This window comes from Microbacterium sp. CCH5-D1 (genome assembly GCF_001557335.1).
GTDB classification, from domain to species: Bacteria; Actinomycetota; Actinomycetes; order Actinomycetales; family Microbacteriaceae; genus Microbacterium; species Microbacterium oxydans.
This window is the reverse complement of the sequence record NZ_LSJW01000307.1, coordinates 39,257-65,403: the sequence shown is the minus strand read 5'-3', so window position 1 is coordinate 65,403 and position 26,147 is coordinate 39,257. Positions and strand designations below refer to the sequence as shown.

The 26,147-nt window shown below is 68.7% G+C and carries 24 protein-coding genes; 22 read left to right on the top strand and 2 right to left on the bottom strand.

From position 1 onward, the window contains the following. Positions 1 to 170: 170 nt before the first annotated feature. The 12 genes from AX744_RS18690 (at position 171) to AX744_RS18640 (ending at position 10,253) form a co-directional block, all read left to right on the top strand. Positions 171 to 485 carry a DUF2277 domain-containing protein gene (locus AX744_RS18690; RefSeq protein ID WP_061018604.1) on the top strand — a complete coding sequence of 105 codons (315 nt, stop codon included), beginning with the start codon at positions 171 to 173 and terminating at the stop codon, positions 483 to 485. A gap of 143 nt (positions 486 to 628) precedes the next feature. After that, positions 629 to 1,672, top strand: coding sequence for a response regulator (locus tag AX744_RS18685; protein WP_061018601.1), 1,044 nt, complete (start codon positions 629 to 631; stop codon positions 1,670 to 1,672). After that, entirely contained in the window at positions 1,672 to 2,661 is a 990-nt protein-coding gene (locus tag AX744_RS18680; protein ID WP_061018599.1) for an ATP-grasp domain-containing protein, read from the top strand. The genes AX744_RS18685 and AX744_RS18680 overlap by 1 nt, the downstream gene beginning before the upstream one ends. After that, entirely contained in the window at positions 2,658 to 3,371 is a 714-nt protein-coding gene (locus AX744_RS18675; protein WP_061018597.1) for a PHP domain-containing protein, read from the top strand. The genes AX744_RS18680 and AX744_RS18675 overlap by 4 nt, the downstream gene beginning before the upstream one ends. Continuing rightward, positions 3,371 to 4,858, top strand: a complete 1,488-nt coding sequence (locus AX744_RS18670; RefSeq protein WP_061018595.1) for a glycosyltransferase family 2 protein — start codon at positions 3,371 to 3,373, stop codon at positions 4,856 to 4,858. The genes AX744_RS18675 and AX744_RS18670 overlap by 1 nt, the downstream gene beginning before the upstream one ends. After that, a complete protein-coding gene (locus AX744_RS20900) occupies positions 4,855 to 4,998 on the top strand; it encodes a hypothetical protein (RefSeq protein WP_197429283.1) in 144 nt (47 codons plus the stop codon). Before AX744_RS18670 ends, AX744_RS20900 begins: the two co-directional genes overlap by 4 nt. Further along, complete coding sequence (locus tag AX744_RS18665; protein ID WP_046748786.1) at positions 4,995 to 5,342, top strand: response regulator transcription factor; 348 nt, start codon at positions 4,995 to 4,997, stop codon at positions 5,340 to 5,342. The genes AX744_RS20900 and AX744_RS18665 overlap by 4 nt, the downstream gene beginning before the upstream one ends. Next, positions 5,339 to 7,144: a sensor histidine kinase gene (locus AX744_RS18660; RefSeq protein WP_046748787.1), complete on the top strand. Its 1,806-nt coding sequence runs from the start codon at positions 5,339 to 5,341 to the stop codon at positions 7,142 to 7,144. Before AX744_RS18665 ends, AX744_RS18660 begins: the two co-directional genes overlap by 4 nt. A gap of 36 nt (positions 7,145 to 7,180) precedes the next feature. Beyond that, complete coding sequence (locus AX744_RS18655; protein ID WP_058633239.1) at positions 7,181 to 7,429, top strand: AbrB/MazE/SpoVT family DNA-binding domain-containing protein; 249 nt, start codon at positions 7,181 to 7,183, stop codon at positions 7,427 to 7,429. Continuing rightward, on the top strand, positions 7,429 to 7,791 hold the full coding sequence (locus AX744_RS18650; protein WP_197429284.1) for a type II toxin-antitoxin system VapC family toxin: 363 nt from the start codon (positions 7,429 to 7,431) through the stop codon (positions 7,789 to 7,791). The genes AX744_RS18655 and AX744_RS18650 overlap by 1 nt, the downstream gene beginning before the upstream one ends. Before the next feature lie 102 nt (positions 7,792 to 7,893). Beyond that, on the top strand, positions 7,894 to 8,445 hold the full coding sequence (locus tag AX744_RS18645) for an OsmC family protein (RefSeq protein ID WP_061018590.1): 552 nt from the start codon (positions 7,894 to 7,896) through the stop codon (positions 8,443 to 8,445). Positions 8,446 to 8,564: 119 nt separating this feature from the next. Further along, positions 8,565 to 10,253 (top strand): ABC-F family ATP-binding cassette domain-containing protein, encoded by a 1,689-nt coding sequence (locus AX744_RS18640; RefSeq protein WP_082738594.1) that lies wholly within the window; start codon positions 8,565 to 8,567, stop codon positions 10,251 to 10,253. Between the two features lie 55 nt (positions 10,254 to 10,308). Here AX744_RS18640 and AX744_RS18635 read toward each other — a convergent pair whose 3' ends face one another. After that, positions 10,309 to 11,394, bottom strand: coding sequence for an FAD-dependent oxidoreductase (locus tag AX744_RS18635; RefSeq protein ID WP_061018586.1), 1,086 nt, complete (start codon positions 11,392 to 11,394; stop codon positions 10,309 to 10,311). A 73-nt stretch (positions 11,395 to 11,467) separates the two neighbouring features. Here AX744_RS18635 and AX744_RS18630 point away from each other — a divergent pair, with 73 nt between their 5' ends. The 5 genes from AX744_RS18630 to AX744_RS18610 all read left to right on the top strand — a co-directional run bounded on the left by AX744_RS18630 (position 11,468) and on the right by AX744_RS18610 (position 19,987). Beyond that, entirely contained in the window at positions 11,468 to 12,583 is a 1,116-nt protein-coding gene (locus AX744_RS18630; RefSeq protein WP_046748792.1) for a GuaB3 family IMP dehydrogenase-related protein, read from the top strand. 59 nt (positions 12,584 to 12,642) lie between these two features. Further along, positions 12,643 to 13,404: an SURF1 family protein gene (locus AX744_RS18625; protein WP_061018616.1), complete on the top strand. Its 762-nt coding sequence runs from the start codon at positions 12,643 to 12,645 to the stop codon at positions 13,402 to 13,404. Positions 13,405 to 13,640: 236 nt separating this feature from the next. Continuing rightward, a complete protein-coding gene (locus AX744_RS18620) occupies positions 13,641 to 18,260 on the top strand; it encodes an ExeM/NucH family extracellular endonuclease (RefSeq protein WP_061018584.1) in 4,620 nt (1,539 codons plus the stop codon). A 174-nt stretch (positions 18,261 to 18,434) separates the two neighbouring features. After that, positions 18,435 to 18,716, top strand: coding sequence for a helix-turn-helix domain-containing protein (locus AX744_RS22055; RefSeq protein WP_058632649.1), 282 nt, complete (start codon positions 18,435 to 18,437; stop codon positions 18,714 to 18,716). After that, entirely contained in the window at positions 18,713 to 19,987 is a 1,275-nt protein-coding gene (locus AX744_RS18610; RefSeq protein WP_058632650.1) for a HipA domain-containing protein, read from the top strand. The genes AX744_RS22055 and AX744_RS18610 overlap by 4 nt, the downstream gene beginning before the upstream one ends. A 9-nt stretch (positions 19,988 to 19,996) precedes the next feature. Here the strand turns inward: AX744_RS18610 and AX744_RS18605 are convergent, their stop codons facing one another. Further along, positions 19,997 to 20,620 (bottom strand): glyoxalase, encoded by a 624-nt coding sequence (locus tag AX744_RS18605; protein WP_061018615.1) that lies wholly within the window; start codon positions 20,618 to 20,620, stop codon positions 19,997 to 19,999. A gap of 118 nt (positions 20,621 to 20,738) precedes the next feature. Between AX744_RS18605 and AX744_RS18600 the strand changes: the two genes are divergently transcribed. The 5 genes from AX744_RS18600 to AX744_RS18580 all read left to right on the top strand — a co-directional run bounded on the left by AX744_RS18600 (position 20,739) and on the right by AX744_RS18580 (position 26,105). Beyond that, the gene (locus tag AX744_RS18600; RefSeq protein WP_021198891.1) at positions 20,739 to 21,251 is read left to right on the top strand and encodes a DUF3817 domain-containing protein; all 513 of its coding nucleotides are present in this window, start codon (positions 20,739 to 20,741) and stop codon (positions 21,249 to 21,251) included. Further along, positions 21,248 to 22,834, top strand: a complete 1,587-nt coding sequence (gene guaA, locus AX744_RS18595; protein WP_058632651.1) for a glutamine-hydrolyzing GMP synthase — start codon at positions 21,248 to 21,250, stop codon at positions 22,832 to 22,834. The genes AX744_RS18600 and guaA overlap by 4 nt, the downstream gene beginning before the upstream one ends. An 8-nt stretch (positions 22,835 to 22,842) precedes the next feature. Next, positions 22,843 to 24,231 carry a glycosyltransferase gene (locus AX744_RS18590; RefSeq protein ID WP_061018582.1) on the top strand — a complete coding sequence of 463 codons (1,389 nt, stop codon included), beginning with the start codon at positions 22,843 to 22,845 and terminating at the stop codon, positions 24,229 to 24,231. A 139-nt stretch (positions 24,232 to 24,370) separates the two neighbouring features. Then, positions 24,371 to 24,796 carry a YciI family protein gene (locus AX744_RS18585; protein ID WP_058632653.1) on the top strand — a complete coding sequence of 142 codons (426 nt, stop codon included), beginning with the start codon at positions 24,371 to 24,373 and terminating at the stop codon, positions 24,794 to 24,796. 13 nt (positions 24,797 to 24,809) lie between these two features. Further along, complete coding sequence (locus AX744_RS18580) at positions 24,810 to 26,105, top strand: RNA polymerase sigma factor (protein ID WP_061018580.1); 1,296 nt, start codon at positions 24,810 to 24,812, stop codon at positions 26,103 to 26,105. Positions 26,106 to 26,147 lie beyond the last annotated feature (42 nt).

Below are 26,147 nucleotides of genomic sequence, written 5' to 3'. Positions count from 1 at the left end.
GTCATGGTCTGTCCTGTCGACGGGGGTGGGGATCGCACTGGCGGCCCGGATAGCCCCGAGCGTAGCGAGCGGCCCTCGGCGGCACCATCCCCTGTCGTCGGTCCGACCCCGGTGGGCGGGGAGACGCCGCGACTCTTCCGTCGACCCGCCGTGCGGCGTAGCGTGCGGGTATGTGCCGCAACATCATCCCGCTGAACAACCTCGAGCCCGCTGCGACCGCGCAGGAATGCCACGATGCGGCGTTGCAGTTCGTGCGCAAGATCGCCGGGACCACGGCGCCGTCGCGGGCGAACCAGGCCGTCTTCGAGAGCGCGGTCGACGAGATCGCGGCTGTCGTCGACCGTCTCCTGGGTGAGCTCGTCACCACCGCACCTCCGAAGAATCGTGAGGACGAGGCGGCGAAGCGACGGGCGCGCTCGGCCGAGCGGTACGAGGCGATCCGGGTGTTCCAGGAGGAGAAGCGCGCCGCCCGCGCAGGAGCGTAGGCGCATACCGTCGCAATGGCGGCGGCGTATGCCAGAATCGTCATACCCCGCTCGACTTTCCCTGCGGTCCCGGTGTTGAAGGCCCCGAGATCGCGCCGCCGATCCCCATCGGTCAGGGAACCTCCCCAAGGAGAGCCGTACACATGCCTGAGGACTCTCCTCGCGTTCTCGTCGTCGACGACGATCCGGACGTCGCCCTGCTCGTCAAGACCGTGCTCGAGCGACGTGCCGCGTGCATCGTCGACGTCGCCGAGGACGGACAGGTCGCGATCGATCGGGTCGCGGAGGTGCGGCCGGACGTCGTGGTGACCGACATCGAGATGCCGGGACTGAGCGGCCTCGAGCTGCTCGCCGAGCTGCGACGCATCGTTCCGTCGGTGCCTGTCGTGGTGATGACCGCCCACGTCTCCGTGGAGTACGCGGTCTCGGCCCTGCGGGCGCAGGCGGACGAGTTCCTGACCAAACCGCTCGACAACGGCAAGCTCGTGGAAGCCGTCACCCGTCTGGTCGAGGAGGGGCACCGCCGCCGAGCGGAAGCGCGCACACCGGAGCGGGTGCTCGCGATCGGCGCACATCCGGACGACGTCGAGATCGGCGTCGGCGGATTGCTCGCCGCGCACGCCAGGGCTCAGGACGAGATCACGATCCTCACGCTCTCCCGCGGTGCCAGGGGTGGGGACGCCGACAGCAGGCAGAACGAATCCCTCGCAGCGGCGGAGATGCTGGGCGCCCGCCTCTTCCTGAAGGACCTCATCGACACCGAGATCTCCGGAGGGGGATCCACGGTGCGCATCATCGAAGAGGTCGTGCAGGAGATCCAGCCGACGATCGTCTACACGCACTCGCCGCACGACCGGCACCAGGATCACCGTGCCGTGAGCGAGGCGACCGTCGTGGCCACGCGGCGGGTCGGTACCGTCGCGTGTTATCAGAGTCCGTCGGCGACGATCGACTTCCGGCCCACGAGGTTCGTGCGCATCGACCAGTACCTCGACGAGAAGCTGCGGCTCCTCGAACGCTTCGGCTCGCAGACGGCGAGCCGCGACTACCTCGCGCCCGAGTTCGTCACCGCGACAGCGCGGTACTGGTCGAGATTCGGTGGGGGTACGGCCGTCGAACCGCTCGAGGTCGTGCGGGAGACCGCCGAGTTCATCGGCGCCCACGAGCTCACACGACGGGAGAGCTGATGACGAAGCGCGTGCTGGTGACCGGTGCCGGTGGTCCGGCGGGAGTGGCCGTGATCCGGTCGCTGCTCCGCCGCTCGGACCTGACCGTGTTCGCCGCGGACATGGACGGCTGGGCGAGCGGCATCTACCTGGTGCCCCCGGAGCAGCGACGCCTCGTGCCACCGGGACGTGACGACGACTTCGTGCCGGCGATCGCGCGCATGGTGGCGGACGACGGCCTCGATCTGGTGATCTCGACCGTCGACGTCGAGCTCATCGCCCTCGCGGGACGGCGCGATGAGCTGGCACCCGCCGTGCTGGCTGCGCCGTCCGAGGACACGCTGAACACCGCGCTCGACAAGCTCGCCCTCGCGGAACGCTGCGCGTCGACCGGTCGCGTCCCGCGCACCGTCCTCGCCGGGCGTGATGCCGAGGCCGTCGAGTGGGAGTTCCCGGTCTTCGCCAAGCCGCGTCAGGGTGCAGGGAGCCGTGGCGTGCGGCTCGTGCCCGACCGTGCTGCTCTCGAGGCCCTGCCGACGGACGAGGGACTCATCGTCCAGGACTTCCTTCCGGGGGAGGAGTACTCCGTCGACGTCATCGCGGATGCCACCGGGGCCGTCGTGGCCGCGGTACCCCGCACGCGAGCCAGGGTCGACTCCGGCGTCGCCATCGCCGGACGCACGGTCCGCGATGCGGAACTCGAGGAGACGGCGGCATCGATCGCCCGCGCGATCGGACTGGTCGGCGTCGCGAACGTGCAGCTGCGGCGCGATCGCACGGGTCGTGCGGTGCTGCTCGAGGTCAACCCTCGCTTCCCCGGCGCCTTGCCTTTGACGATCGCGGCCGGCGTCGACATCCCGTCGCTCGTGGCCGACCTCTTCCTGGGGCGAGAGCTTCCCGTGCAGATCCCGTTCCGCGAGGTCGCCTCCGTGCGCTTCCTCGAGGATGTGATCGTGGAGATCGACGATGTGCTGGTCTCCGACCATGCGGGGCATCAGGAGGAACTGTGAGCCACGCGCTGCTCCGCGGCGACCACCACGTCCACTCCACCTTCTCGGACGATGCGGTCTCGACACTCGCACAGAACGTCGAGGCTGCGGCCGCAGCGGGACTGACCACGGTGCGCCTCGTCGACCACGTGCGTCAGAGCACGACCTGGGTGCCGGAGTACCTCGCTGCGGTGCGGGTGCTCCGGGTGCCGGACGGGCTCACGGTGCTCACCGGTGTCGAGGCGAAGATCCTCGACGTCGGGGGAACTCTCGACATCCCGACCCTCCCCGACGGCATCGATCGGATCCTCATCGCCGACCACCAGTTCCCGGGGGCGGACGGTCCGCTCGGACCCACCGCGGTGCGGGAGCGGATGGCCGCGGGATGGGCCGCTGACGACGTTCTCGATCAGTTAGTCGAGGCGCTCATCGCCACGATGCGGCGCTACCCGGGGAACCAGCTCGCGCACTGCTTCTCGATCCTGCCGAAGATCGGTCTGTCCGAGGCCGACCTGGGTGCGCAGCGCGCGGATGCCTGGGCACGCACCACCGCCGACACCGACACCCTCGTCGAAGTGAACGAGAAGTGGGGCTGCCCTGGGGTCGATGCGCTGGCCGCGCTGCGCCGCGCCGGCGGCACGGTGGTCGCCTCGACCGACAGCCACGACGCCGCCGAGGTGGGCCGGTACTCGAGGATCCTCCCGCTGCTCGACGCGGTGGCGGTCTCCTGATGGCCGATCTCACCTGGCTGGAGACCGTGCTGGTCATCCTCCTGCTGCTCTGCATCCTCGTCGGCACGCTGCCGGTGGTCAACACCGGCCTGCAGTTCCTCATCCTTCCGCTGCATGCGTTCCGCAACCATTACGGCAAGGCGGCGCCGTACCACCCGAACGTCGCCGTCGTCATCCCCGCCTGGAACGAGGGTGCGGTGATCGGCCCCGCGATCGAACGGCTGCTGCAGCTGGAGTATCCGGCTGAACGCCTCCGGGTCTTCGTCGTCGACGACGCATCGACCGACGACACCCCCGAGGTCGTCGCCGCCACGTCAGCGGCCCACCCCGGCCGCGTCGTGCACCTGCGGCGCGAGAAGGGGGGAGAGGGCAAGGCGCACACGCTCAACCACGGTCTCGACGTGATCCTCGCCGACACGTGGGCCGAGGCCGTGCTCATCATGGATGCGGATGTGATCTTCGCCCGTGATTCGCTGCGCAAGCTCACCCGCCACCTGGCCGACGAGAAGGTCGGTGCCGTGACGGCCTACATCGCCGAGGGCAGCCGCGACCGCAACTACCTCACGCGTTTCATCGCCATCGAGTACGTGATCGGTCAGCTCTCCGCACGTCGGGTGCAGAACGTCGGCGGCGCCATCGCCTGCCTCGCGGGCGGCGCCCAGCTGCACTCCCGCGCGAACCTCGAAGCCATCGGCGGACGCATCCCCACGGGAACCCTCGCCGAGGACACCATGACGACGTTCGAGGGCCAGCTCAAGGGACGCCGGATGGTGTTCGAGCCGCATGCCGTGGTGCTGGCCGAGGAGCCGCGGACGATCGACAGCCTGTGGAAGCAGCGTCTGCGCTGGGCGCGCGGCAACGTGCAGCTCACCTCGATCTACCGAAAGCTGTGGTTCCGCCCGAGCCGGGACCACAACCTGGGCAGTTTCGGCTTCGGGCTCGCCTGGTTCACGATCCTCCTGCTCCCTGCGTTCATGCTGCTCGCGGCGGCCGGCCTGCTCGCGCTCCTCCTGCTGCACAGCGACATCGCCGAGTTCGTGTTCCGCTTCATGTGGATCGCGGCGGCCTGCATCTACATCTACTCGATGCTCTACTCGGTGCAGCTGGATCCCCGCATCGGCAGACAGTCCTGGCGCGAGGCGATCATGTTCCCAGGGCTCGGTGCCCTGATCCTGATGGCCATCGCGATCTTCCCGCAGCTGTTCGAGTCCGCGTTGCTCGCGCTCGGGCTGCCCGTGACGCACGAGGCCCGCATCATGTGGGCGGTGATCTTCTACCTGTGGGGACCGATCTCGATGCTGGGGATCTGGCTCGCCCGGGCGGTGGAGCCGCTCCCTGGCGGACGCTTCTTCGCGGGGCTGCTGCTCTACGTCTGCGGGTACGGCTCACTGCTGTGCGCCATCACCGTGGATTCCTACATCAAGGAGTGGCGTCGCGCCGATGCCTCCTGGATCAAGACCGAGAAGATCGGACGTGTCGACTCATGATCGCAACCCCGTCGAACGATGCCGAGGTGGAGGAGATCGCCGCGGATGCCCGACGTGAGCGACGTCTGATCCCTCAGGCTCTGCTCGCCCTCGCCGTGGTGGTCGTCATCGTCGTGGTGAGAGAGCTGCTGCTCCGATGAGCGGGAGGCCGTTGGCCCTCGTCGTCGAGGACGCGCCCGATCAGGCCGCGCTGCTGCGCCGCTATCTCGACCGCGAGGGGTTCGACGTGTTCGTGGCCCGTGACGCCGAGTCGGCGATCGCCGCGTTCTCCGAGATCGATCCCGTGGTGGCCGTGCTCGACCTGCTGCTGCCCGGTATCTCGGGACAGGAGTGCGCGCGGCTGGTCCGGGCACGTTTCCCCGACTGCTTCCTGGTGATCAGCTCGGTGCTCGATGCCACCGACTATCCGCCGGCGGACGCCGCGCTCCCCAAGCCGATCACGGGTTCCGAGCTGCACGCGATCGTCGAGGGCGTGCGGCGATGAGGGCCACGCCGCTCGATCGCGCGGAGAACCGCTGGTATCAGGTCTTCGACAACCCGAGCCCGCTGCTCAAGCAGGCGCCGACGGTCACCGCGACGGTGATCGCGGCGCTCCTCACCTGGTGGGTTCCCGACCTTCCCATGACGCACGTCGCACCGGCCGTGGCGGGGATCATCCTGGTGCTCGCGGCCACGGCCTTCGCCGCGGTGCTGACGGCCCGCGGGGTGCACGAGGGATGGGCGCTCCTGCTCATCCCCATCGTCGACATCATCGGCCTCGGACTCTTCCGCACGGGTACCGGGGGAGCGACATCGCTCTTCTCATCACTCGTGCTCCTCCCGGTGGTCTGGTTGGCCGCCGCCCCGGGCATCCGCTGGGTGTTCGTGGTCGGCGGGCTCACGTCGATCGCGTTGCTGATGCCGTACGTCACCGCGCCACCCGCGACCTCGGTCGAGTGGCTGCGGGGCGTGGTGGGCCCGCTCGTGTTCTCGGCGGTGGCGGCCGTGATCAACCAGCTCGCGCGGCAGCAGCGGATGCGCGTGGAACAGGCGGAGGAGCTCGTCGCCGAACGAACCAGAGCGCTGTCCGAGAACGTGGCCATGATCGTGCAGCTGCGCGAGAAGGAGCACCAGTACCGGGAGCTGCTGGACTCGTTCGAGAGCCTGTGGTCGTCGATAACGGCGCAGGCCGTGGTGGCCACGGACTGCAGCGGTATCGTGACGGCCTGGAACCCGGGAGCGGTGCGCCTGCTCGGACTTCCCGTCGACGAGGCTCTCGACGACGTGCGCATCGATCGCTTCTTCTCGACCGCCGTGCTCTCGATGCTGGCGGCTGACACGGCGGAGCACTCCGCGCCGTCCGGCGACATGCCCGCCGGCTACGCCGAACTCGACCCGGGGATCAAGGCTCTGTTCGGACAGGCGGACGCCGGTGTCCCCGTCGACGGGGACATCGAGGTCGTGACCGCAGGCGGGACGACGGTTCCCGCACGTGTGACGGTCACTCCCCACAAGGACGGTGCGGGCGCGCAGCAGGGATATCTGTTCGTGCTGACAGACGAGACCAGGGCCGTCGAGGTCGCGAGGATGAAGGACGAGTTCGTCGGGATGATCTCCCATGAGCTCCGGACACCCCTCAGCGCCATCATCGGCTTCCTGGACCTGCTGCAGAACGATCCAGGGCAGCCGCTCACGGAGGACCAGCAGGAGTTCGTCGGCATCATCGAGCGCAACGCGCAGCGTCTGCTCAATCTCGTCGGCGACCTGTTGTTCACCGCCCAGGTCGAGTCCGGGCGATTCCCCCTCGAGCGCGATGAGGCCGATGCGGCCGCGCTGGTGCGATCCGCGGTGGTGTCGGCCGGTCCGCATGCGCAGCGGGAAGGGATCGAACTCGTCGCGGAGGTCGGTCCTGCGGCGATGCCCGTCTTCGTCGATGCCGGAAGAGTGGGGCAGGCCATCGACAACCTGCTCTCCAATGCCATCAAGTTCACCTCTCGCGGCGGGAAGGTCACCGCGCGAGTGCGCGCGGTCGACGGCGGCGTGGAGTTCTCGATCGCCGATACCGGGGTCGGGATACCGGAGGACGAACAGGGGATGCTGTTCACCCGCTTCTTCCGTGCGTCGACCGCGACGCGCAACGCGGTACCCGGCGTGGGTCTCGGTCTCACGATCACCCGTGCCATCGTCCTCGCGCACGGAGGGACGATGGACGTGACGAGCAAGGAGGGTGTCGGCACGGAGTTCCGCTTCTTCCTGCCTGCCGCTCCGCGCACCGAGGTGCTGACGAGTCTGAGTCGCGCCGAGTGAAGCCCCCGCCGTGAGGGGCGGTGGTATCGTCGAAGGATGGATACCACATTCGTTGCACCGATGGGTGATCGTGGTCGCCTCGTGGTCCCTGCCGAACTCCGCGACCGTCAGCATTGGGACCAGGGCGTGCCGCTGCTCATGATCGAGACGTCGGGAGGCGTGATCCTGCTCACCAGGGAGCAGGCCAAGGCCCTCGTCAGGTCGCAGCTGGAGGGGAAGCGCGCTCTCGAGTCGCTGCTCGCGGAGCGCCGGAGGTCCGCGGACTCCGAGGATGCAGCGGCGTGATGGTGGTCGACGCGTCAGCTCTCCTCGCTTTCCTGCAGGGCGAGCCTGGCGCCGATCGCGTCGAGGAGATCCTCGACGACTCCGTGATCGGAGCCGCGAACTGGTCGGAGGTCGCGCAGAAGGTGCGCGCGTCCGGAGCGGACTGGGGCATCGCCTCCGGCTTGTTGCTCAGCTACCGGCTGAAGGTCGAGCCGGTGTCCCAGCGCGACGCGGAAGCCGCCGCGGAATCGTGGAGGCGCGGAAGCGGGCTGTCGCTGGGGGACCGCCTGTGTCTCGCACTTGCGCGACGGCTCGATCTTCCTGTTCTCACGGCGAACCGGGCGTGGGGAGAGTCCGAGCGCATCGAGCAGCTGCGGCGCTGACACCACCGGCGTGGTCTCGGCGTCGTGACGCTGCGTTTCGCGGTGTGAAGCCCGATGACGGGCGGCGGGCGCGGGGAACCGGACGATCGCTACCGTCGGGCCATGACTCTTCTCCAGGACCAGCTCGCCGGTGTCGCGGATGTCACCCCGGCCGAGCGCGCGCAGCGACTCACAGACGCGGGATCGGCGTGGAACGAGCGGATCGCCGCGGACGAAGCGAACGCGCGATTGACGTACCGCGTCAGCGGACGCGGAATCGGCTCGGTCGCGACCGAGATCCGGGCCGGCGCGCACCGCTTCCTCGTCGACGAGCCGGGTGCGCTCGCCGGGGACGACGTCGCGGCCAGTCCGGTCGAGTACGCACTGGGTGCGCTCGTCTCGTGCCAGGTGGTCGTGTACCGGCTCTACGCCCAGGCCCTCGGCCTCACGATCGACGCGATCGAGATCACGGCCGAGGGCGACCTCGACGTGCGCAAGCTCTTCGGCATCGACGAGTCGGGGCGCGCCGGATTCCACGATGTGCGCGTGGCTGTCGACATCACCGGTCCGAACAGCGTGGAGGAGTATGAGAACCTGCGCGCCGTCGTCGATGCGCATTGCCCGGTGCTCGACCTCTTCGCCGCTCCCGTACCGACGTCGAGCGCTCTCGTCTGAGCGGTCCGCAGCGTCTTCGGCCCGGTGTCGTCTGCGACCTGGCCCGTTCCGTCCGTGACCGCTCCTGCTGATATCCTGGTCGGCTCGGCATGTGCGGGGCGGAAGGACGGCCACGCACCGTGGGCTTCATCGATGTATCCAGCGTCTCCCTGACGCTTCCAGACGGCAGACCGCTTCTCGACGAGGCGAGCTTCCGGGTCGGCGCGGGCTCGACGAGCGCTCTGATCGGCCCGAACGGCGCCGGCAAGACGACGATGCTGCGCATCATCCGCGGCGATCAGACGGCTGATGACGGCGTCGTGACGATCGACGGCGGACTCGGCGTCATGGACCAGTTCGTCGGCCACGGCGAAGCGGGCGAGACCGTGCACCAGCTGTTGGTGCGTGTCGCTCCCACACGTATCCGCGTCGCTGCGGAGGCGCTCGAGACCGCGGAGAACGCGCTGATCGAACGCGACGAGCACGATACGCAGATGGCCTATGCATCCGCGATCGCCGAGTACGCGGATGCCGGCGGATACGAGCACGAGACGATCTGGGACCAGTGCACGGTCGCCGCGCTCGGCGTCCCGTTCGAGCGCGCAAGATACCGCGAGCTCACCACGCTCTCCGGCGGCGAGCAGAAGCGCCTGGCGCTCGAGGCCCTGTTGCGCGGACCCGACGAGGTGCTGCTGCTCGACGAGCCGGACAACTATCTCGACGTGCCGACGAAGCGCTGGCTCGAGGATCAGCTGCGCCAGACGCCCAAGACCGTGCTGCTCGTGTCGCACGACCGTGAGCTGCTCGCTCGAGCGGCCGACCGCCTCATCACGCTCGAACCCGGAGGCGCCGGGGCCACGGCCTGGGTGCACGGCGGCGGCTTCGGCACCTACCATCAGGCTCGCACCGACCGGATGGACCGGCTCGACGAGCTGCGCAGACGGTGGGACGAGCAGCACGAGAAGCTGCGGACCCTGGTGGCCAACCTCAAGGTCAAGGCCTCGGCGAACGACGGCTTCGCCTCGCGCTACCAGGCGGCGCAGACACGCCTGCGCAAGTTCGAGGAAGCGGGTCCCCCGGAGGAGCGTCCGCCGGCCCAGGACTTCGACATGCGCCTGCGCGGCGCGCGCACGGGCAAACGGGCGGTGGTCGCGCAGCGCCTGGAGCTGACGGGTCTCATGCGGCCCTTCGACGCGGAGGTCTGGTACGGCGACCGGGTGGCCGTGCTCGGGTCGAACGGGTCGGGCAAGTCGCACTTCCTGCGCCTGCTCGCTCGCGGTGGATCCGACCCCGACGCCACGCTCGGTCACGTCACGTCGACGGGTGAGCAGCTCAGTGCTGTCGAACACACCGGCTCGGCCGTGCTCGGAGCGAGGGTGGTGCCGGGCCTGTTCGCGCAGACGCACGCGCACCCCGAGTTCGTCGGCCGCACGCTGCTAGAGATCCTGCATCGGGGGGACGATCGCCGAGCGGGTATGCCACGCGACGCCGCGAGTTCGGCACTCGACCGCTACGGTCTCGTGCGTCAGGCGCAGCAGAGCTTCGACTCGCTGTCGGGAGGACAGCAGGCGCGGTTCCAGGTGCTCCTTCTGGAGCTCTCCGGGGCGACGCTGCTGCTGCTCGACGAGCCGACCGACAACCTCGACCTGGAATCAGCCGAGGCGCTGGAGCAGGCCCTCGCGCGCTTCGAGGGAACGGTACTGGCGGTCACGCACGACCGCTGGTTCGCCCGTTCGTTCGATCGGTTCCTGGTGTTCGGGTCGGACGGCGAGGTCTACGAGTCCGACGAGCCCGTGTGGGACGAGAAGCGGGTGGCGCGCTCGCGCTGACGTTCGTTCGCGGACACGGGCCGTGCTCCCGTGTCGCTCAGGACAGTCGGGTCGCTCAGGGCAGTCGGAAGGGTGCGGCAGCGCGCGCGGCGGGGTCGATCGCGAGGTCGGCGAGGACCCCGCCGACGCCGGGCGCGAACTTGAAGCCGTGGCCGGAGAACCCGGCGCCCACCACGATCCGGCCGAGGCGATCGAGCACGAAGGCGCCGTCGCCGGTCGAGGTGTACGTGCAGCTGATCGGTTCCGGCCCCGCCGGGTCGAGGCCGGGCATCCACTCCCGCACGTAGTCCGAGAGCGCACGCTGATGCGTCGGCAGGTGCGGGCGGGCATCGGGATCGACCTCGTCGCCGACACGGTGGAACCCGACTTTCACGCCCTCTCCTGGCGTCGGCATGCCGTACACGGTCGCGGGGTAGGTCCCCGGCTGCACGTAGTGGTTGAACGAGGGCCACGGCGCGTCCGTGAGCGGCCGGAAGTGTGCCGGCGTCTCCTCGGTCACGGTGAGGCGCGGCAGGCCGAAGTGCGGAAGCAGAGTCCGCGTCCAGGCTCCCGCCGTCACCACGACGGTCTCGGCACGCAGGTGGACGTCCTCGGCGACGCTGACCCCCACGCCGTCCGAGTCCTCCTCGATGCGCTCGACCGGGCTGCTCCAGCGCACTTCTCCGCCGCCGATGACGACGCGACGCTCCAGCTCCCGCAGTGCCTCGGCGGCGCGCACGACCCCGGCGTCGGACGACCACAGCACGTCGCCGCCGAAGCGCATTCCCGGCCACCGGGCACCCGCCTCGGCGGGCGAGAGGACGGCACTCGGGATGCCGCGGCCCTCCAGGCCCGACCGCACGGCGGCGATGTCGATGTCGCCGTGGGTCACGAGGCCGTGCAGACGAAGGAGAGACTCGCCGCCGACCGACCCGAGGGCGTCCCACCCTTGACGGGCGCGCACGAGCAGGTCGAGGTAGTGCTCCTCGTCGTAGGCGTTGTTGAAGTTGCGGGTCGCACCGTGCGATGCGCCCTCACGGTGACCGCGGGCGAATCTCTCCAGCACGACCGGTCTGAGTCCTCGACGTACGAGGGCCCAGGCCGTCGCCAACCCCATGACCCCGCCGCCCACCACGACCACGTCGACATGCTCGATCCTCATGGTGCCTCCCGGTCTCGCCTCCAGTCTCCCAGCACGGGCGGCTCCGCCTGCCGGGTAGGCTGGAGGGGTGACCATGGAGATCGAGCTCGGCCGAGGAAAGCGTGCACGTCGCGCGTACACGTTCGATGACATCGCGGTGGTGCCCTCGCGGCGCACGCGCAACCCGGAGGACGTGTCGACCGCCTGGACGATCGACGCCTTCGGGTTCGAGATCCCGGTGCTGGGCGCGCCGATGGACTCGGTCGTGAGCCCTCAGACGGCGATCATGCTCGGCCAGCTCGGCGGCCTCGGAGTGCTCGACCTCGAGGGGCTCTGGACACGCTACGAGAACCCCGAGCCGCTGCTGGCGGAGATCGCAGGTCTCGACGACACCAAGGCGACGGTCCGCATGCAGGAGCTCTACTCGGAGCCGATCAAGCCCGAGCTCATCACCCGTCGCCTCGCCGAGGTCCGCGAGGCGGGCGTCACCGTGGCCGGCTCCCTCACGCCGCAGCGCACGCAGGAGTTCTACGACACCGTCGCCGCCGCAGGTGTCGACCTGTTCGTGATCCGGGGGACCACGGTCTCTGCCGAGCACGTGTCGAGCGTTGCCGAGCCCCTGAACCTCAAGAAGTTCATCTACGACCTCGATGTGCCGGTCATCGTGGGAGGAGCTGCGACCTACACGGCAGCCCTCCACCTGATGCGCACGGGGGCTGCGGGCGTGCTCGTCGGCTTCGGCGGGGGAGCGGCCTCGACGACGCGGGCCACCCTCGGCATCCACGCCCCGATGGCGACAGCGGTCTCCGACGTCGCCGCTGCGCGCCGCGACTACCTCGACGAGTCCGGTGGGCGCTACGTGCACGTCATCGCCGACGGTGGCGTCGGCACGTCCGGCGACATCGTCAAGGCTCTCGCGATGGGCGCAGACGCCGTCATGCTCGGCGTCGCGCTCGCTCGTGCGACCGATGCGCCGGGACGCGGGTTCCACTGGGGACCTGAAGCGCATCACCCGAAGCTCCCGCGCGGGCACCGCGTCGAGGTGGGTGGCATCGGCACGCTCGAGGAGATCCTGTACGGACCGGCGCCCGTCGCCGACGGCACCGCCAACCTCATCGGCGCGCTGCGCAAGTCGATGGCGACCACCGGGTACTCCGACCTCAAGGAGTTCCAGCGGGTCGAGGTCGTGCTGGCGCCCTACGAGGCCTGAGGGTCCTGCGCGTCACCGTGACCACTCCTGCACTCTTCCCCCCGACTCTCCGCGAGGTCATGCTCAGGGGACGCTGGATCGGCATGCTCCTGCTCTGCCTCCTGGTGGCCGGGGTGTTCGCCTGGCTCGGTCAGTGGCAGCTGGAACGTGCGATCGAGACCGATCCGCCGGCCCCTGGCGCCACCGAGCAGGTGCAGCAGCTCGAGGATGTGCTCCAGCCGGGGGAGTATCTGCCGGAACCGCTCGTGGGCCAGCGGGTCGAGACCGCGGGCACCTGGGTTCCCGGCGACTTCATCGTCGTGGCGAGCCGTTTCAACGACGATGTCGAGGGGTATTGGGTCACCGGCCAGCTGCGGGTGGCCGACCGGACCTCGATCGCCGTCGCGGTCGGCTGGGCACCGGATCCGGAGTCGGCCGAGGCGGCTGTCGAAGAGCTCGAGGCTGCCGCTGACGGCTCCGAGGTCGAGATCACCGGGCGCATCATCTCGGACGAGGGCCCCAGGGTGCCTCCGCACGCCGACCCGCAGCGACTGGACCGCATGTCACCCGCCGCGCTCCTCAGCCGCTGGCACGACATCGAGGAGCTCGACGTCTACCGTCCGTACCTCGCCTCGACGACCGCGACGGCCGGGCTGGTCGACATCTCGTCCCCCGCGCCCGATGAGCTTTCTCCCGTCAACTGGCTCAACGTGTTCTATGCCGTCGAGTGGGCCATCTTCGCCGGTTTCGCGTTCTACCTCTGGTACCGACTGGCGAAGGATGCCTGGGAGCGCGAGGTCGAGGAGTTCGAAGACCGGGCCGGAGAAGTCGCAGTCGTCTGATCGGACGCGCATCCGCGCGCCCAGCGGTGCGCAATTGCGTGCTCGCGTGCGTCGGTAGTGACCTTCGTCAGGGGTGCTTCCGGCCATCCGGTGAGCGCTCGATGACGAATCGGAAAACTCCGTTGAGGATGTCCGGACCGCTCCGTATGCTCGCACCATGTGAGCACGCTGGGAGTTTCCCCTGTGTGCCGTGACAGCCCTGAGAAGTGTCGAACCCGACCGAGGAGACAGCACCGATGATGTCCGCTCCAGATGACGAGAACCGCGTGGCTCCCGTCTCGCACCGTAGAAGTCGGGGGCGCATCGGCGCTCTCGCCGTGACCTGCGTCGCCGCATTGAGCCTCGGCTCGCTGGCTGCGGTTCCCGCCACAGCCGACACCACGGGCACGGGGGTGGTGATCAACGAGGCCTACCTCTCCGGCGGCAGCGCGGGCGCGGCCTTCAAGAACAAGTTCGTCGAGCTCTACAACCCCACCTCGGCTCCGGTCACGCTCGACGGGATGTCGCTGCAGTACCGGTCCGCCACCGGGTCGGCCGCCTTCAACGGCGTCGCTCCGCTCACCGGTGTGATCCCGGCAGGCGGTTACTACCTGGTGCAGGGCAACAGCAACGGCGCGAACGGTGCGGAGCTTCCGACCCCTGATGCCGTCAGCGCTCTGACCCCGAGCGGCACCAACGGCACGCTCGCGCTCGTCGAGGGTACGGCGGCGGTGAGTCTCACTCCCGGCTCGGTCGTGGGCGTCGACGGCGTCGTCGACCTGCTCGGCTACGGCACGTCCAACACGTTCGAGGGTGCGGCGGCGACCGCACCCGCCGGCAACACCGACGTCAAGTCGCTCAACCGCACCGGCGGTGTCGACACCGACGTCAACAGTGCCGACTTCACGCTCTCCGCCGCCATCACGCCGCAGAACTCGGGCGGCGTCGACCCCGGCCCCGGCCCCGGCACCGATCCGAAGAAGGCGACGATCGCCGAGGTTCAGGGCACCACCGACGTCTCGCCGCTGAACGGCCAGACCGTGCAGGTCGAGGGCGTCGTCACGGCCGACTACCGCACCGGCGGGTACAAGGGCATCGTGATCCAGACACAGGGGTCCGGCGGCACGACCGATGCGACTCCCGGTGCGTCCGACGGTGTGTTCGTCTTCTTGAACGCGCTGACCCCGACCCTCGCGATCGGCGACCTCGTCTCGGTGACGGGTTCGGTGAGCGAGTACTTCGGCCAGACGCAGATCAACCCGGCGGCAGCCGCCGACGTCTCGGTCGTCACCGCCGGCGTCGGAGTTCCCGCCGTCACCCCGCTGCCCGCCACGGTGCAGGGCACCGACCGTGAGCAGTACGAGAACATGTACGTGGCCCCGGAAGGCACCTATCGCCTGGCTTCGAGCCACCAGCTGTTCAACTTCGGAGCGCTCTGGCTCAACGCCGGCGACGCGCTCGCGGTGAAGAGCACCGAGACCACGCGACCCGGTGATCAGGCCGCCGCGATCGCCGCAGCGAACCGCGCGAACCGCATCCTGCTGGATGACGGCTGGTCGATCCAGGTCACCAACAGCGGTCACCCGGGACAGCAGCCGTACTTCACGAAGGACACGGTGGTCCGCAACGGCGACACCGTCGACTTCGGCGACAACGGCTACGTGCTGCAGTGGGGCTTCAACGACTGGCGCCTGCAGCCGGTCGTCCCGATCGACGACTCCTCGTCCGCCGACCTCAAGGTCGGATTCACGGCGACGAACCCGCGCCCCGCACAGGCTCCGGAGGTCGGCGGCGACGTGCAGGTCGCGTCGTTCAACGTCTACAACTACTTCACGACGCTGAAGAGCGAGAACTCCAGCGCCCGCGGGGCCGCGAACGCGGCGCAGTTCGCGATCCAGAAGTCCAAGATCGTCGCGGCGATCAACGGACTGGACGCGGACATCGTGTCGCTGATGGAGATCGAGAACTCGGTGAAGCTGGGCAAGCCGATCGACACGGCCCTGAAGGATCTGGTCGCCGGACTCAACGCCGACGCCGGGAGTGACGTGTGGGGCTACGTGCCCACGCCCGCGGCCCTGAACGATGCGGCGACGACCGACTTCATCACCAACGCGATCATCTACAAGAAGGACGCCGTCAAGCGGGTCGGCGACAGCGTCACCGTCACCGATGAGTCCGTGTGGGGCAACGCCCGCGAACCGATCGCTCAGGCGTTCGACATCGACGGACGCGTGGTCACGGTGGTGGCGAACCACCTGAAGTCGAAGTCGCCGCCCGAGGGGGCAGGTGCGGAGCCGGCCGACGGTCAGGGCTTCTTCAACGCCGACCGGGTGAAGCAGGCGAACGCGATCCTCGCCTTCACCGCACAGCTGGAAGAGACGACAGGCAGCGGCGACATGCTGCTGATCGGCGACTTCAACGCCTACGGCAAGGAAGACCCGATCGACGTGTTCACCTCGAACGGGTGGAGCGACCTCGTCGCCGACAAGGCATCTGGTCAGTACACGTATTCGTTCGACGGCGAGCTCGGATCGCTCGACCACGTGATCGCGTCTCCGTCGCTCGTCTCGTCGATCACCGGCGCCGGCGTGTGGGGCATCAACTCGCCCGAGTGGAGCGACCGTGGCTATGCCTTCGGCGCGACCGAGCAGGGCACGCCCTACCGTTCCAGCGACCACGACCCGATCATCGTCGGCGTCTCCTCGGAGATCCCTCCGGTGAGCATCGACGTCGTCACGGTGAACGACTTCCACGGTCGCATCGAGGCCGACGGTGCCGCAGCGGGTGCAGCGGTGCTGGCCGGTGCGGTCAAGCAGTTCCGTGAGGCGAATCCGAACACGATCTTCGCCGGTGCCGGCGACCTGATCGGCGCCTCGACGTTCACCTCGTTCATCAACGACGACAACCCCACGATCGACGCGCTCAACGCGGCCGGCCTCGACGTCAGCGCGGCGGGCAACCACGAGTTCGATCAGGGCTGGGCCGACCTCCGCGACCGCGTGCAGGACCGCGCGGACTGGGAGTACATCTCCTCGAACGTGTTCGTCACCGAGACCGGCGAGCCCGCGCTCGCACCGGCATGGGTGAAGGAGCTCGACGGGGTGCGGGTCGGTTTCGTCGGAGCGGTCACCGAAGACCTCGATTCGCTCGTCTCGCCCGAGGGCATCAAGGACCTCGAGGTGCGCAGCATCGTCGACTCCGTGAACGCGGTGGCCGACGACCTGCGCGACGGTGACGAGTCCAACGGCGAGGCGGATGTCGTCATCCTGCTCGTGCACGAGGGTGCATCCAGCACCGCCGTCTCCAGCATCACCCCGGACTCGCCGCTCGGCGAGATCGTCTACGGGGTCGACGGCGACGTGGACGCGATCGTCTCGGCGCACACCCACCTCGCCTACAACCACGTGATCGACGGCCGCCCGGTGGTCTCCGCGGGGCAGTACGGCGAGAACCTGGGCCTGATGAACATCAAGGTCGACCCGAAGACGAAGGACTTGATCTCGATCACCAACGAGATCAAGCCCCTCACCGCTGCGGGCAAGCCGCTGTACCCAGCCGTGCCCGAGGTGCAGGCGATCGTCGACCAGGCGAAGGCCGAGGCCGATGTGCTGGGTGCGATCAAGGTCGGAGACATCACCGCCGACTTCAACCGCGCACGTCAGACGAACGGGTCGGAGAACCGCGGTGGCGAGTCCACCATCGGCAACTTCGTCGCCGACGTGCAGAAGTGGTCCACGGGCGCCGATGTGGCGATCATGAACCCGGGTGGCATCCGTGCCAACCTCACGTACGCCTCGGCGGGCGCGAACGATCCGGCGGGCAACGTCACCTACCGCGAGGCGGCGACGGTCCAGCCGTTCGCCAACACGCTGGTGACGCTGACGCTCACGGGTGCGCAGCTGAAGGGTGTTCTCGAGGAGCAGTGGCAGCCGGCCGGTTCGGCTCGTCCGTTCCTGAAGCTCGGCGTCTCGAAGGGGCTGGTCTACACCTACGACCCCGCCGCGGCGCAGGGTTCGCGGATCACCTCGATCACGCTCAACGGTGCGGCGCTCGACCCGGCTGCGAACTACACGGTCGCAGCCAACTCGTTCCTCGCGGCGGGTGGAGACAACTTCTTCACCTTCAAGGAGGGCACGGGTAAGCGCGACACCGGCAAGGTCGACCTGCAGTCCATGGTCGACTGGTTCGACGCGAACAAGACCGCGAGCCCCGACTACGCCCAGCGCGCGGTCGGCGTGGCGGTCAGCCCGGCGGATGCCGACGGCTACAGCGCCGGCGACCAGGTGACCGTGTCGCTCTCCTCGCTGGCGTTCAGCGCCGGTGAGCCGGCTCCGGGCGAGGTGACGCTGTCGCTCGGTGGCACGCAGCTCGCAGCCGGTGCGGTCGACCCCGCGGTCGTCGACACCACCGACGAGGGTGGGCGCGCCAGCCTGACCTTCACGGTCCCGTCCGGTGTCTTCGGTGAGCAGGTGCTCACGGTGGCCGTCGCCGGTACCGGAACCACGGTGCAGGTGCCGTTCACGATCGCGGGCGAAGAGGCGTTCGCCGGCACGATCGCCCTCGGCTCGTCCAAGGTGACCGCGGGCAAGAACCTCAAGGTCACCGGCGCCGGCTACGTGCCCGGCGAGACCGTGAGCATCGAACTGCGTCCGAAGAAGGGCAAGCCGGTGCAGGTCGGCACCGTCCAGGTCGGCGCAGACGGCACCTTCAGCACGTCGGTCACCGTGCCGAAGAGCGCTCCGTCCGGCAAGTACACCGTCGCCGCATCGCAGGCGGACGGGGACGCGGCGACCGCGACGGTCACCGTCAACCGGGCAGGCGGGATCATCGGTGCGATCCTCGACTGGCTCTGGGAGCTGCTGACCCGGTGGTTCTGACCGGATGACACAGGCGAAGGCCGTCGGGAGTGATCCCGGCGGCCTTCGTCGTCTCCTCGCCCGATTGTGTGTTCCAGACCACAGGCCGAGAAGTGTGTTCAAACGCACTAAGCCAAGTGTTACTTTTACGACACATAGGCGATAGTGTTTTTAAACACACAGCATGGAGGTGTCATGGAGAGTCAACCATTCCACTCAGCGCGACAGCTCGGGGCCGTTCTGAGAAGCGCGCGTCTGCGTCGAGGCTGGAGTCAGACGGAGCTTGCTGAGCGGGCGGACGTCGATAGGCCTTGGTTGGTGAAGCTGGAGACTGGGCGCCTCGACAACCCGACGCTTCGCCGGGTTCTGCATGTGGTGGAGTCTCTCGGACTGCAGCTGAACGTCCAGGAGCACGCAAAAGGCGATTCCTCGTTCGATCTCAGTGCCTTGTGGAGCGAGGAGGAGGGCGGGAGATGAACGCCGCATCCTCTGCGCAGGGCGATCTGGTCGCGTTCGTCGATGGTCAGCGCACCGGCCTGTTCACTCAGAATGCGCATGGCGCGATCAGCTTCGCGTATGACGACGATCTGTCGCCCGTGGCGACGCCACTCTCGATCTCGATGCCACTCGTGGCCGGTGCGGAGTACGGCAACCGGGTGGCACGACCGTTCCTGCAGGGGTTGCTGAGCGACAACCCCGCAACTCTGGAGGCCATCGCTGCTGCGCATCACACGAGTCCCAGGAACCCGATGGGTCTCCTCCGCCATGTCGGACGTGATACGGCCGGTGCGCTCCAGCTGTTGCCTCCGGGCGAAGCGTCCGACGACGCTGCGGCGCGCACGGGTGACGTGCATTACATCGACGACCTCGGCGAACTCGTCGCCTCCGTGGTCGATTCCGCAGGGAATTGGTCCGAGAGGTACGACGAGTTCCGTTGGAGCCTCGCCGGTGCGCAGCCGAAGCTTGCGCTGTACCGTTCAGACGACGGCCAATGGGGTGTTCCGCGGGATTCGACGCCGACCACCCACATCCTGAAGCCCGCAGCGCGTGGTGGCCGTCACGACGTCAACGAGTTTCTGACCATGAGAGCTGGGCGTCGTCTGGGGTTGCGGGTCGCCGACCACGGGCTCATGGTCACGGACCGCGGCGACTTCGTCTTCGTCGCGAAGCGCTATGACCGTGTCCAAGCCGGTGATCGGCTCCACCGGCTCCATCAGGAGGATTTCGCGCAGGCACTCAGCGTCGACCCCGCGCTCAAGTACCAATCCGACGGTGGCCCCGGGCTGGAGAAGTTCGCTCGGGTGGTGCGGGCGTTCGCCCCGTCCGAGCAGCGGCGCGCGGCGAACGAGCTGTTCGAAGCGCTCGTCTTCACCTGCGCCGCGGCGAACACCGATGCACATGCCAAGAATTACTCCGTCATCCATTCGGGGACGCAGATGAGGTTGGCGCCTCTCTACGACCTCGGAAGCAACGCGCTCTACCGAGGGGATCAGCCGATGCCCTCTGCGGTGTCCATCGGAGGCGAGCGCGTGATGGCACGCATTGGGATGACGCACTGGTTGAAAGCGGCCAAAACGCTCGGAGTCGAGGCGCAGGCGGCACGGGATGCCGTCGAGCGAATCCGCGGCGGGGTCTCCGCCGCCTTCGTGGCCGCGCGCGCCGACCTCCTAGCGGACGACGACGGACTGGACTACGCCGATCGGCTCGTAGAGGCCGTCGAGGAGCGCGCTCGCCATCACGGGTGGTGAACGCGTCGCCTAGGCGCTCACCGCGACGGGAGCCCAGACGAAGCCGTCGGGATCGACGGCCGCACCGAGCACGCCGTTGACGGTGATCCGATGCGAGCCCGAGCCGTCCGCCGGAACGCCCGCATCCTTGGCGAGTGACGCGTGCCGGTACAGGCCGAGGCCGATCGAGCCGGATCCGGTGTCGAACTGCACGTAGCTGCGACCGAAGCTCTTGTCGACCGGGATGCCGCGATCTGCGTAGAAGGCCTTCGAGGCCACCACGTCCTTCGCGCCGAGCAGCAGCACGATCTCGTCCACCGTGCGACTCGGGTGAGCGGTGTCCTTCTTCGCCGAGGTGGCGACCTTCCAGATGGCACCATCGGGTGCCTGAATCGTGCCGCCGACGCCCCAGAGCGACTTCGATACGGGCTTGATCACGGTGGCCCCCGCGGCGACGGCCGCATCGACGAGCGCGTGCACGTTCGCGGGCTGCGAGACGACGAGCGACAGCGTGTAGCCGCGGAAGCCGGAGGAGGGGGCATCCGCGGCGCGGAACCGCAGGCGGTCGCCCAGGTCGAACGCCTCCGCGTAGAAGGAGCGGGCGGCGTCCACATCCGGGACGTCGAGGGTGAGGGAATCGATGGTCGTGTTCATGTCGAAGACGCTACGACCGTGACCTTCCGGCCGCTTCTCGATTCCTGACCGATGCATCGCCCTCTCCCGGACGCCGCTGCCGGATTCGTCACGATTTCCCGGCGGCTAGACTGGACGCATGCCCGAACCGAAAGTCGCCAGCTTTCCGGCGATCCGCGGTGCGCTGAAGTTCTACCAGATCGCGTCGATCATCACAGGTGTCATGCTGCTCCTGCTGTTGACCGAGATGGTGCTGAAGTACACGCCGATCCACCTCGAGCTCTTCATGGGCGGCTCCGGAGGTCCGCTCTGGTTCGCCGGCGTGCTCGCCGGTCCCGACTGCCAGTGGTGGTCGCTGTTCGCCCCCATGACGAACTCCTGCGAGATGACGTCTCTGGGTGACGGCTTCAACCTGTCGCTGTTCATCCTCGTGGCGCACGGCTGGTTCTATGTCGTGTACCTCTTCGCGTGCTTCCGCATGTGGAGCCTGATGCGCTGGCGCTTCCCGCGCTTCATCCTCCTCGCGCTCGGCGGCGTCGTGCCGCTGCTGTCGTTCTTCATGGAGGCGGTCGTCGCCCGTGAAGTCAAGACCTATCTCGCCACCAGGGAGGCCGCCGAGGCCTCCGCCCCCGCCCCGGAAGGTGTCCGTTGACCGAACAGTCCGAGACCCAGCAGCGTCCTGCGCTCGTCGTCGACTTCGGCGCGCAGTACGCGCAGCTGATCGCCCGTCGCGTCCGTGAGGCGGGTGTGTACAGCGAGATCGTGCCGCACACCGCCACGGCAGAGGAGATCGCCGCGAAGAACCCGGTCGCGATCATCCTCTCCGGCGGACCGTCGTCGGTGTACGAGGAGGGTGCCCCCAAGCTCGACCCCGCGGTCTTCGATCTCGGTGTCCCGACTCTCGGCATCTGCTACGGCTTCCAGTACATGGCCCAGACACTGGGCGGCGAGGTCGCGAACACCGGTCTGCGCGAGTACGGCGCGACGGACGCCGTCATCACGGGCGACGGCGGCACGCTGCTCGGCGGCCAGCCGGTGCAGCAGAACGTCTGGATGAGCCACGGCGACCAGGTGGCCAAGGCCCCCGACGGCTTCGAGGTGCTCGCGACGACGGAAGCGACCAAGGTCGCCGCATTCGCGAACCCCGAGCGCGGTTTCTACGGTGTGCAGTGGCACCCCGAGGTCAAGCACTCCGACCATGGCCAGCGTGTGCTGGAGAACTTCCTCCACAAGGGTGCCGGACTCGCCTCGGACTGGAACAGCGGCAACGTGATCGCCGAGCAGATCGAGCGCATCCGGGAGCAGGTGGGTGACGCCCGCGTCATCTCCGCGCTCTCCGGTGGCGTCGATTCCGCGGTCTCGACCGCTCTCGTGCACAAGGCCATCGGCGACCAGCTCACGGCCGTCTTCGTCGACCACGGGCTTCTCCGCAAGGGCGAGCGCGAGCAGGTCGAGAAGGACTACGTCGAATCCACCGGTGTGCGCCTCATCACGGTCGATGCCGCCGACACGTTCCTCGGTCACCTCCAGGGTGTGACCGACCCCGAGGAGAAGCGCAAGATCATCGGCCGCGAGTTCATCCGCGCGTTCGAGAAGGTGCAGCTCGACCTGGTGGCCGAGGCCAAGGCCTCGGGCGGTGCTCCGGTGAAGTTCCTCGTGCAGGGCACGCTCTACCCCGACGTCGTCGAGTCGGGCGGCGGTGCGGGCACCGCGAACATCAAGTCGCACCACAACGTGGGCGGTCTCCCGGACGACCTCGACTTCGAGCTCATCGAGCCGCTGCGCGCCCTGTTCAAGGACGAGGTGCGTGCGATCGGCCGCGAGCTGGGCATCCCCGAGGCGATCGTCGGACGCCAGCCGTTTCCGGGGCCCGGCCTCGGCATCAGGATCATCGGTGAGGTCACCGCTGACCGTCTCGAGATTCTGCGTGAGGCCGACGCCATCGCCCGCGAGGAGCTGACCAAGGCCGGCCTCGACCAGGAGATCTGGCAGTGCCCGGTCGTGCTCCTGGCCGACGTGCGCTCGGTGGGCGTGCAGGGTGACGGTCGCACCTACGGTCACCCGATCGTGCTGCGCCCGGTGTCGAGTGAAGACGCCATGACGGCCGACTGGACGCGCCTGCCGTACGACGTGCTGTCGAAGATCTCCAACCGCATCACGAACGGCGTCCGCGACGTCAACCGCGTCGTTCTCGACGTCACGTCGAAGCCGCCGGGGACGATCGAGTGGGAGTAGGGAGCACGATGCTCCCCGACGCGGCGCCGGCACTTCCCGACGCCGAGTATCTGGTGCTGTCCAGTCGGCTCATCCCCGGCATGGACGGCGGATACACGATCGCGACGCTGGCCCGTGCCCGCCAGCTCGCGAGCGCCGGTGTGGCCGACGGATCGGGCCCGCAGCTGCTCACGTTCGACCCGGGAACCTCGGCCGACCATGCCGCGCACCGGCACACGTTCGTGGAGCAGGGTGCGCTCGTCGACTCCTCGCGGATGCGCAACCTGTTCGACGAGGCCACGGCTTCCGGCGGGGGAGCGGCCGATTGGCTGCGGACAGCCGCCGATCCCGCGGTGAGCGCCGATCCCGATGTGGAGTACCGGGTGCTCACGGATGCCGAGGGGCGACCGTTCGCGGCGCTGCCGGTGATCCCGGGCAACCCGGACTGGCATCTGAGCGAGGAGCCCGTGCTCGTCTACGACGCCGCGGGCCAGGTGACGGGAGCGCTGCACGGCTTCCGCGGCCTCTATCGAGCCTGGCTCGACCACGTGACCGCGGCCTTCGGCGACCGTCGGATCATCGTGATCTGCGAGTCCAGGCAGCTCGGCGAGCTCATCGCGGACTGGTCCGACCCGCGCGTGCGCATCCTGCACACGATCCACACCATGCACGTGGAGGCGCCGTACACGCCTGATGCCCCGATGAACACGCTCTGGACACGGTGGTTCCGGCTGGCCGACCGGTTCGACGCCGTGATCTGGCCGACCGCCACGCAGCGCGATGACGTCGTGTCGCGCTTCGGTGCATCGGCACGGCACGTCCTGGTGCCGAACCCCATCGCTCCGGTCGACCGTAGCGACGACCTGCGCGAGGAGGGCCTCGTGGTCGTGCTGGGGCGCCTCGCCGCCGGAAAACGCGTCGATCAGGCGATCCGCGCCTTCCTCGCGGCCGACGTACCTGGCACCCGCATGGAGATCTGGGGCGGCGGCCCGGAGGAGGAACGGCTGCGCGCGTTGATCGCGGAGCTCGATGCGGGAGGTCGTGTGCTCCTCGCCGGCTACACGGATTCACCGGGAACCGTTCTCGATCGAGCCGCGATGATCGTCACCGCGACCGCCTTCGAGGGACAGCCGCTGTCGATCGTCGAGGCGCTCCTGCACGGTGCCCCGGTGGTGTCCTACGACGCCCGGTACGGTATCCGCGATGTCCTGGAACAGGGCGGCGGCGTTCTGGTCCCGAGCGGTGACGTCGAGGCGCTGGGACAGGCGATCCGCGCACTGCTCACAGACCCCGATCGACTTGCGGCTCTGAGCGCCGAAGCCCCGTCGGTCGCGGCCGCGTGGAGCCCGCAGCGCTCGCTCGACGCCCTCACGGCAGTGATCGCCGAAGCCGCCGCGCGCCCGTCCCGTCGCGCCTGACTTCCCGAGACCAGAGCTTCTCCGTCGCTCGGACAGAATTTCTCGGAGAGAATTCCGGAACGATGTCGATCCGCGGCGTTCCCGTTCGACGTCCTAGATGAGAGGGTCGAGAGACGGCCCATCGAACAAGGAGAACACCATGAAGTTCATGCTCATCATGCGCGCGACCGACGAGGCTGTGGAGGCGTACAAGGAGATGCCCTTCGACCAGGTCATCGAGGCCATGGGCAAGTACAACGAATCCATGATCAAGGCCGGTGTGCTCGTGGCCGGTGAGGGACTGACCGACGCAGCCGAGGGCTTCGTCGTCGACTTCAGCGCCGAGAAGCCGCTGATCACCGACGGCCCCTACGGCGAGACCAAAGAGCTCTTCAACGGCTTCTGGATCATCGAGGTCCCCACGCGCGAAGAGGCAGCGGAGTGGGCGAGCCGTGCTCCTCTCGGACGAGGGTCGTACCTCGAGGTGCGTCGCGTGACCGGCGTCGAGGACTTCCCCGCCGACAATGAGTGGATCCAGAAGGAAGCGGGCTGGCGCGAGGACGCAGAGCAGCGCGCGCAGCAGTGACGGACGAGCAGCGATGACGCCTCCCGTGCACAGCGAGACGGCGCGCTCGGCACCCGATCCCGGGTCGGCGGAGCGCGCCGTCGCCGCGGTGTGGCGCATCGAGTCGGCGCGTATCGTCGGCGCGCTCACCCGGATGGTGGGTGACTTCGGGCTCGCGGAGGACCTGGCCCAGGAAGCGTTGATCGATGCGTTGCAGCAGTGGCCGGTCGAGGGTGTTCCGCGTAACGCCGGGGCGTGGCTGACGGCGGTCGCGAAGCGCAAGGCCATCGACCGGTGGCGCCGCCAGGAACGACTCGACGACAGGGTGGCCCTGCTCGCGCATGACCTGGAGCGGGAACAGGCGGAGGGCGGCGACCTGCTGTGGGATCCGGATGCCGTGGATGACGACGTGCTGCGACTGATCTTCATCTCCTGCCACCCGGTGCTCGCCAAGGAGGCTCAGGTCGCTCTGACGCTCCGTGTCGTCGGCGGGCTGTCGAGTGAGGAGATCGCCCGTGCGTTCCTGGTGCCGACGGCGACCGTGCAGCAGCGCATCGTCCGCGCGAAGAAGACGCTCGCCGCCGCGAACGCTCCGTTCGAAGTGCCGCCCCGAGAGGAGCGGGCTCAGCGCATCGGTGCGATCCTCGGGGTGCTGTATCTGATCTTCAACGAGGCGCACGCCGCGAGCAGCGGGCCTGAATGGATGCGTCCTGAGCTGAGCGACGAGGCCATCCGCCTCGGCCGGGTGCTCGCCGCTCTCATGCCGCAGGAACCCGAGGCGCACGGTCTGTTGTCCCTGATGGAGCTCACGGCGGCCCGGTTCGCCGCGCGGGTGGACAGACATGGAGACCCCGTGCTGCTGGCCGATCAGGATCGCAGGCGCTGGGACCGGGGTCGTATCGCGCGGGGTCGGGCTTCTCTCGCCACCGCCGATGCGCTCGGCCGCGGCCGGGGGACGTATTGCCTGCAGGCGGCGATCGCGGAGTGTCATGCCGTGGCGGCGTCGGTCGACGAGACGGACTGGGATCGGATCGTCCTGCTGTACGAGGCGCTGGGCCGCATCTCCCCGTCACCGGTGGTGGAGCTCAATCGAGCGGCGGCCGTCGCGATGGCCACCGGCCCTGCGTCCGCGCTGCGCATCATCGACGAGCTGGCGAGTTCCGGGGCGCTGCGCGGCTACCATCTGCTGCCGGCCACTCGGGGAGAGCTGCTGCGTCGACTCGGTCGCGAGGAGGAGGCCCGCAGCGAGTTCGCCACCGCGGCGGCGCTCGCCGGCAACGATCGGGAGCGCGCACTGCTGGAGCGCAAGGCGCAGGGCGCACAGAAATGACTCGCCCCCTTCGGTAGCGTGATGCTGCCGAAGGGGGCGGGC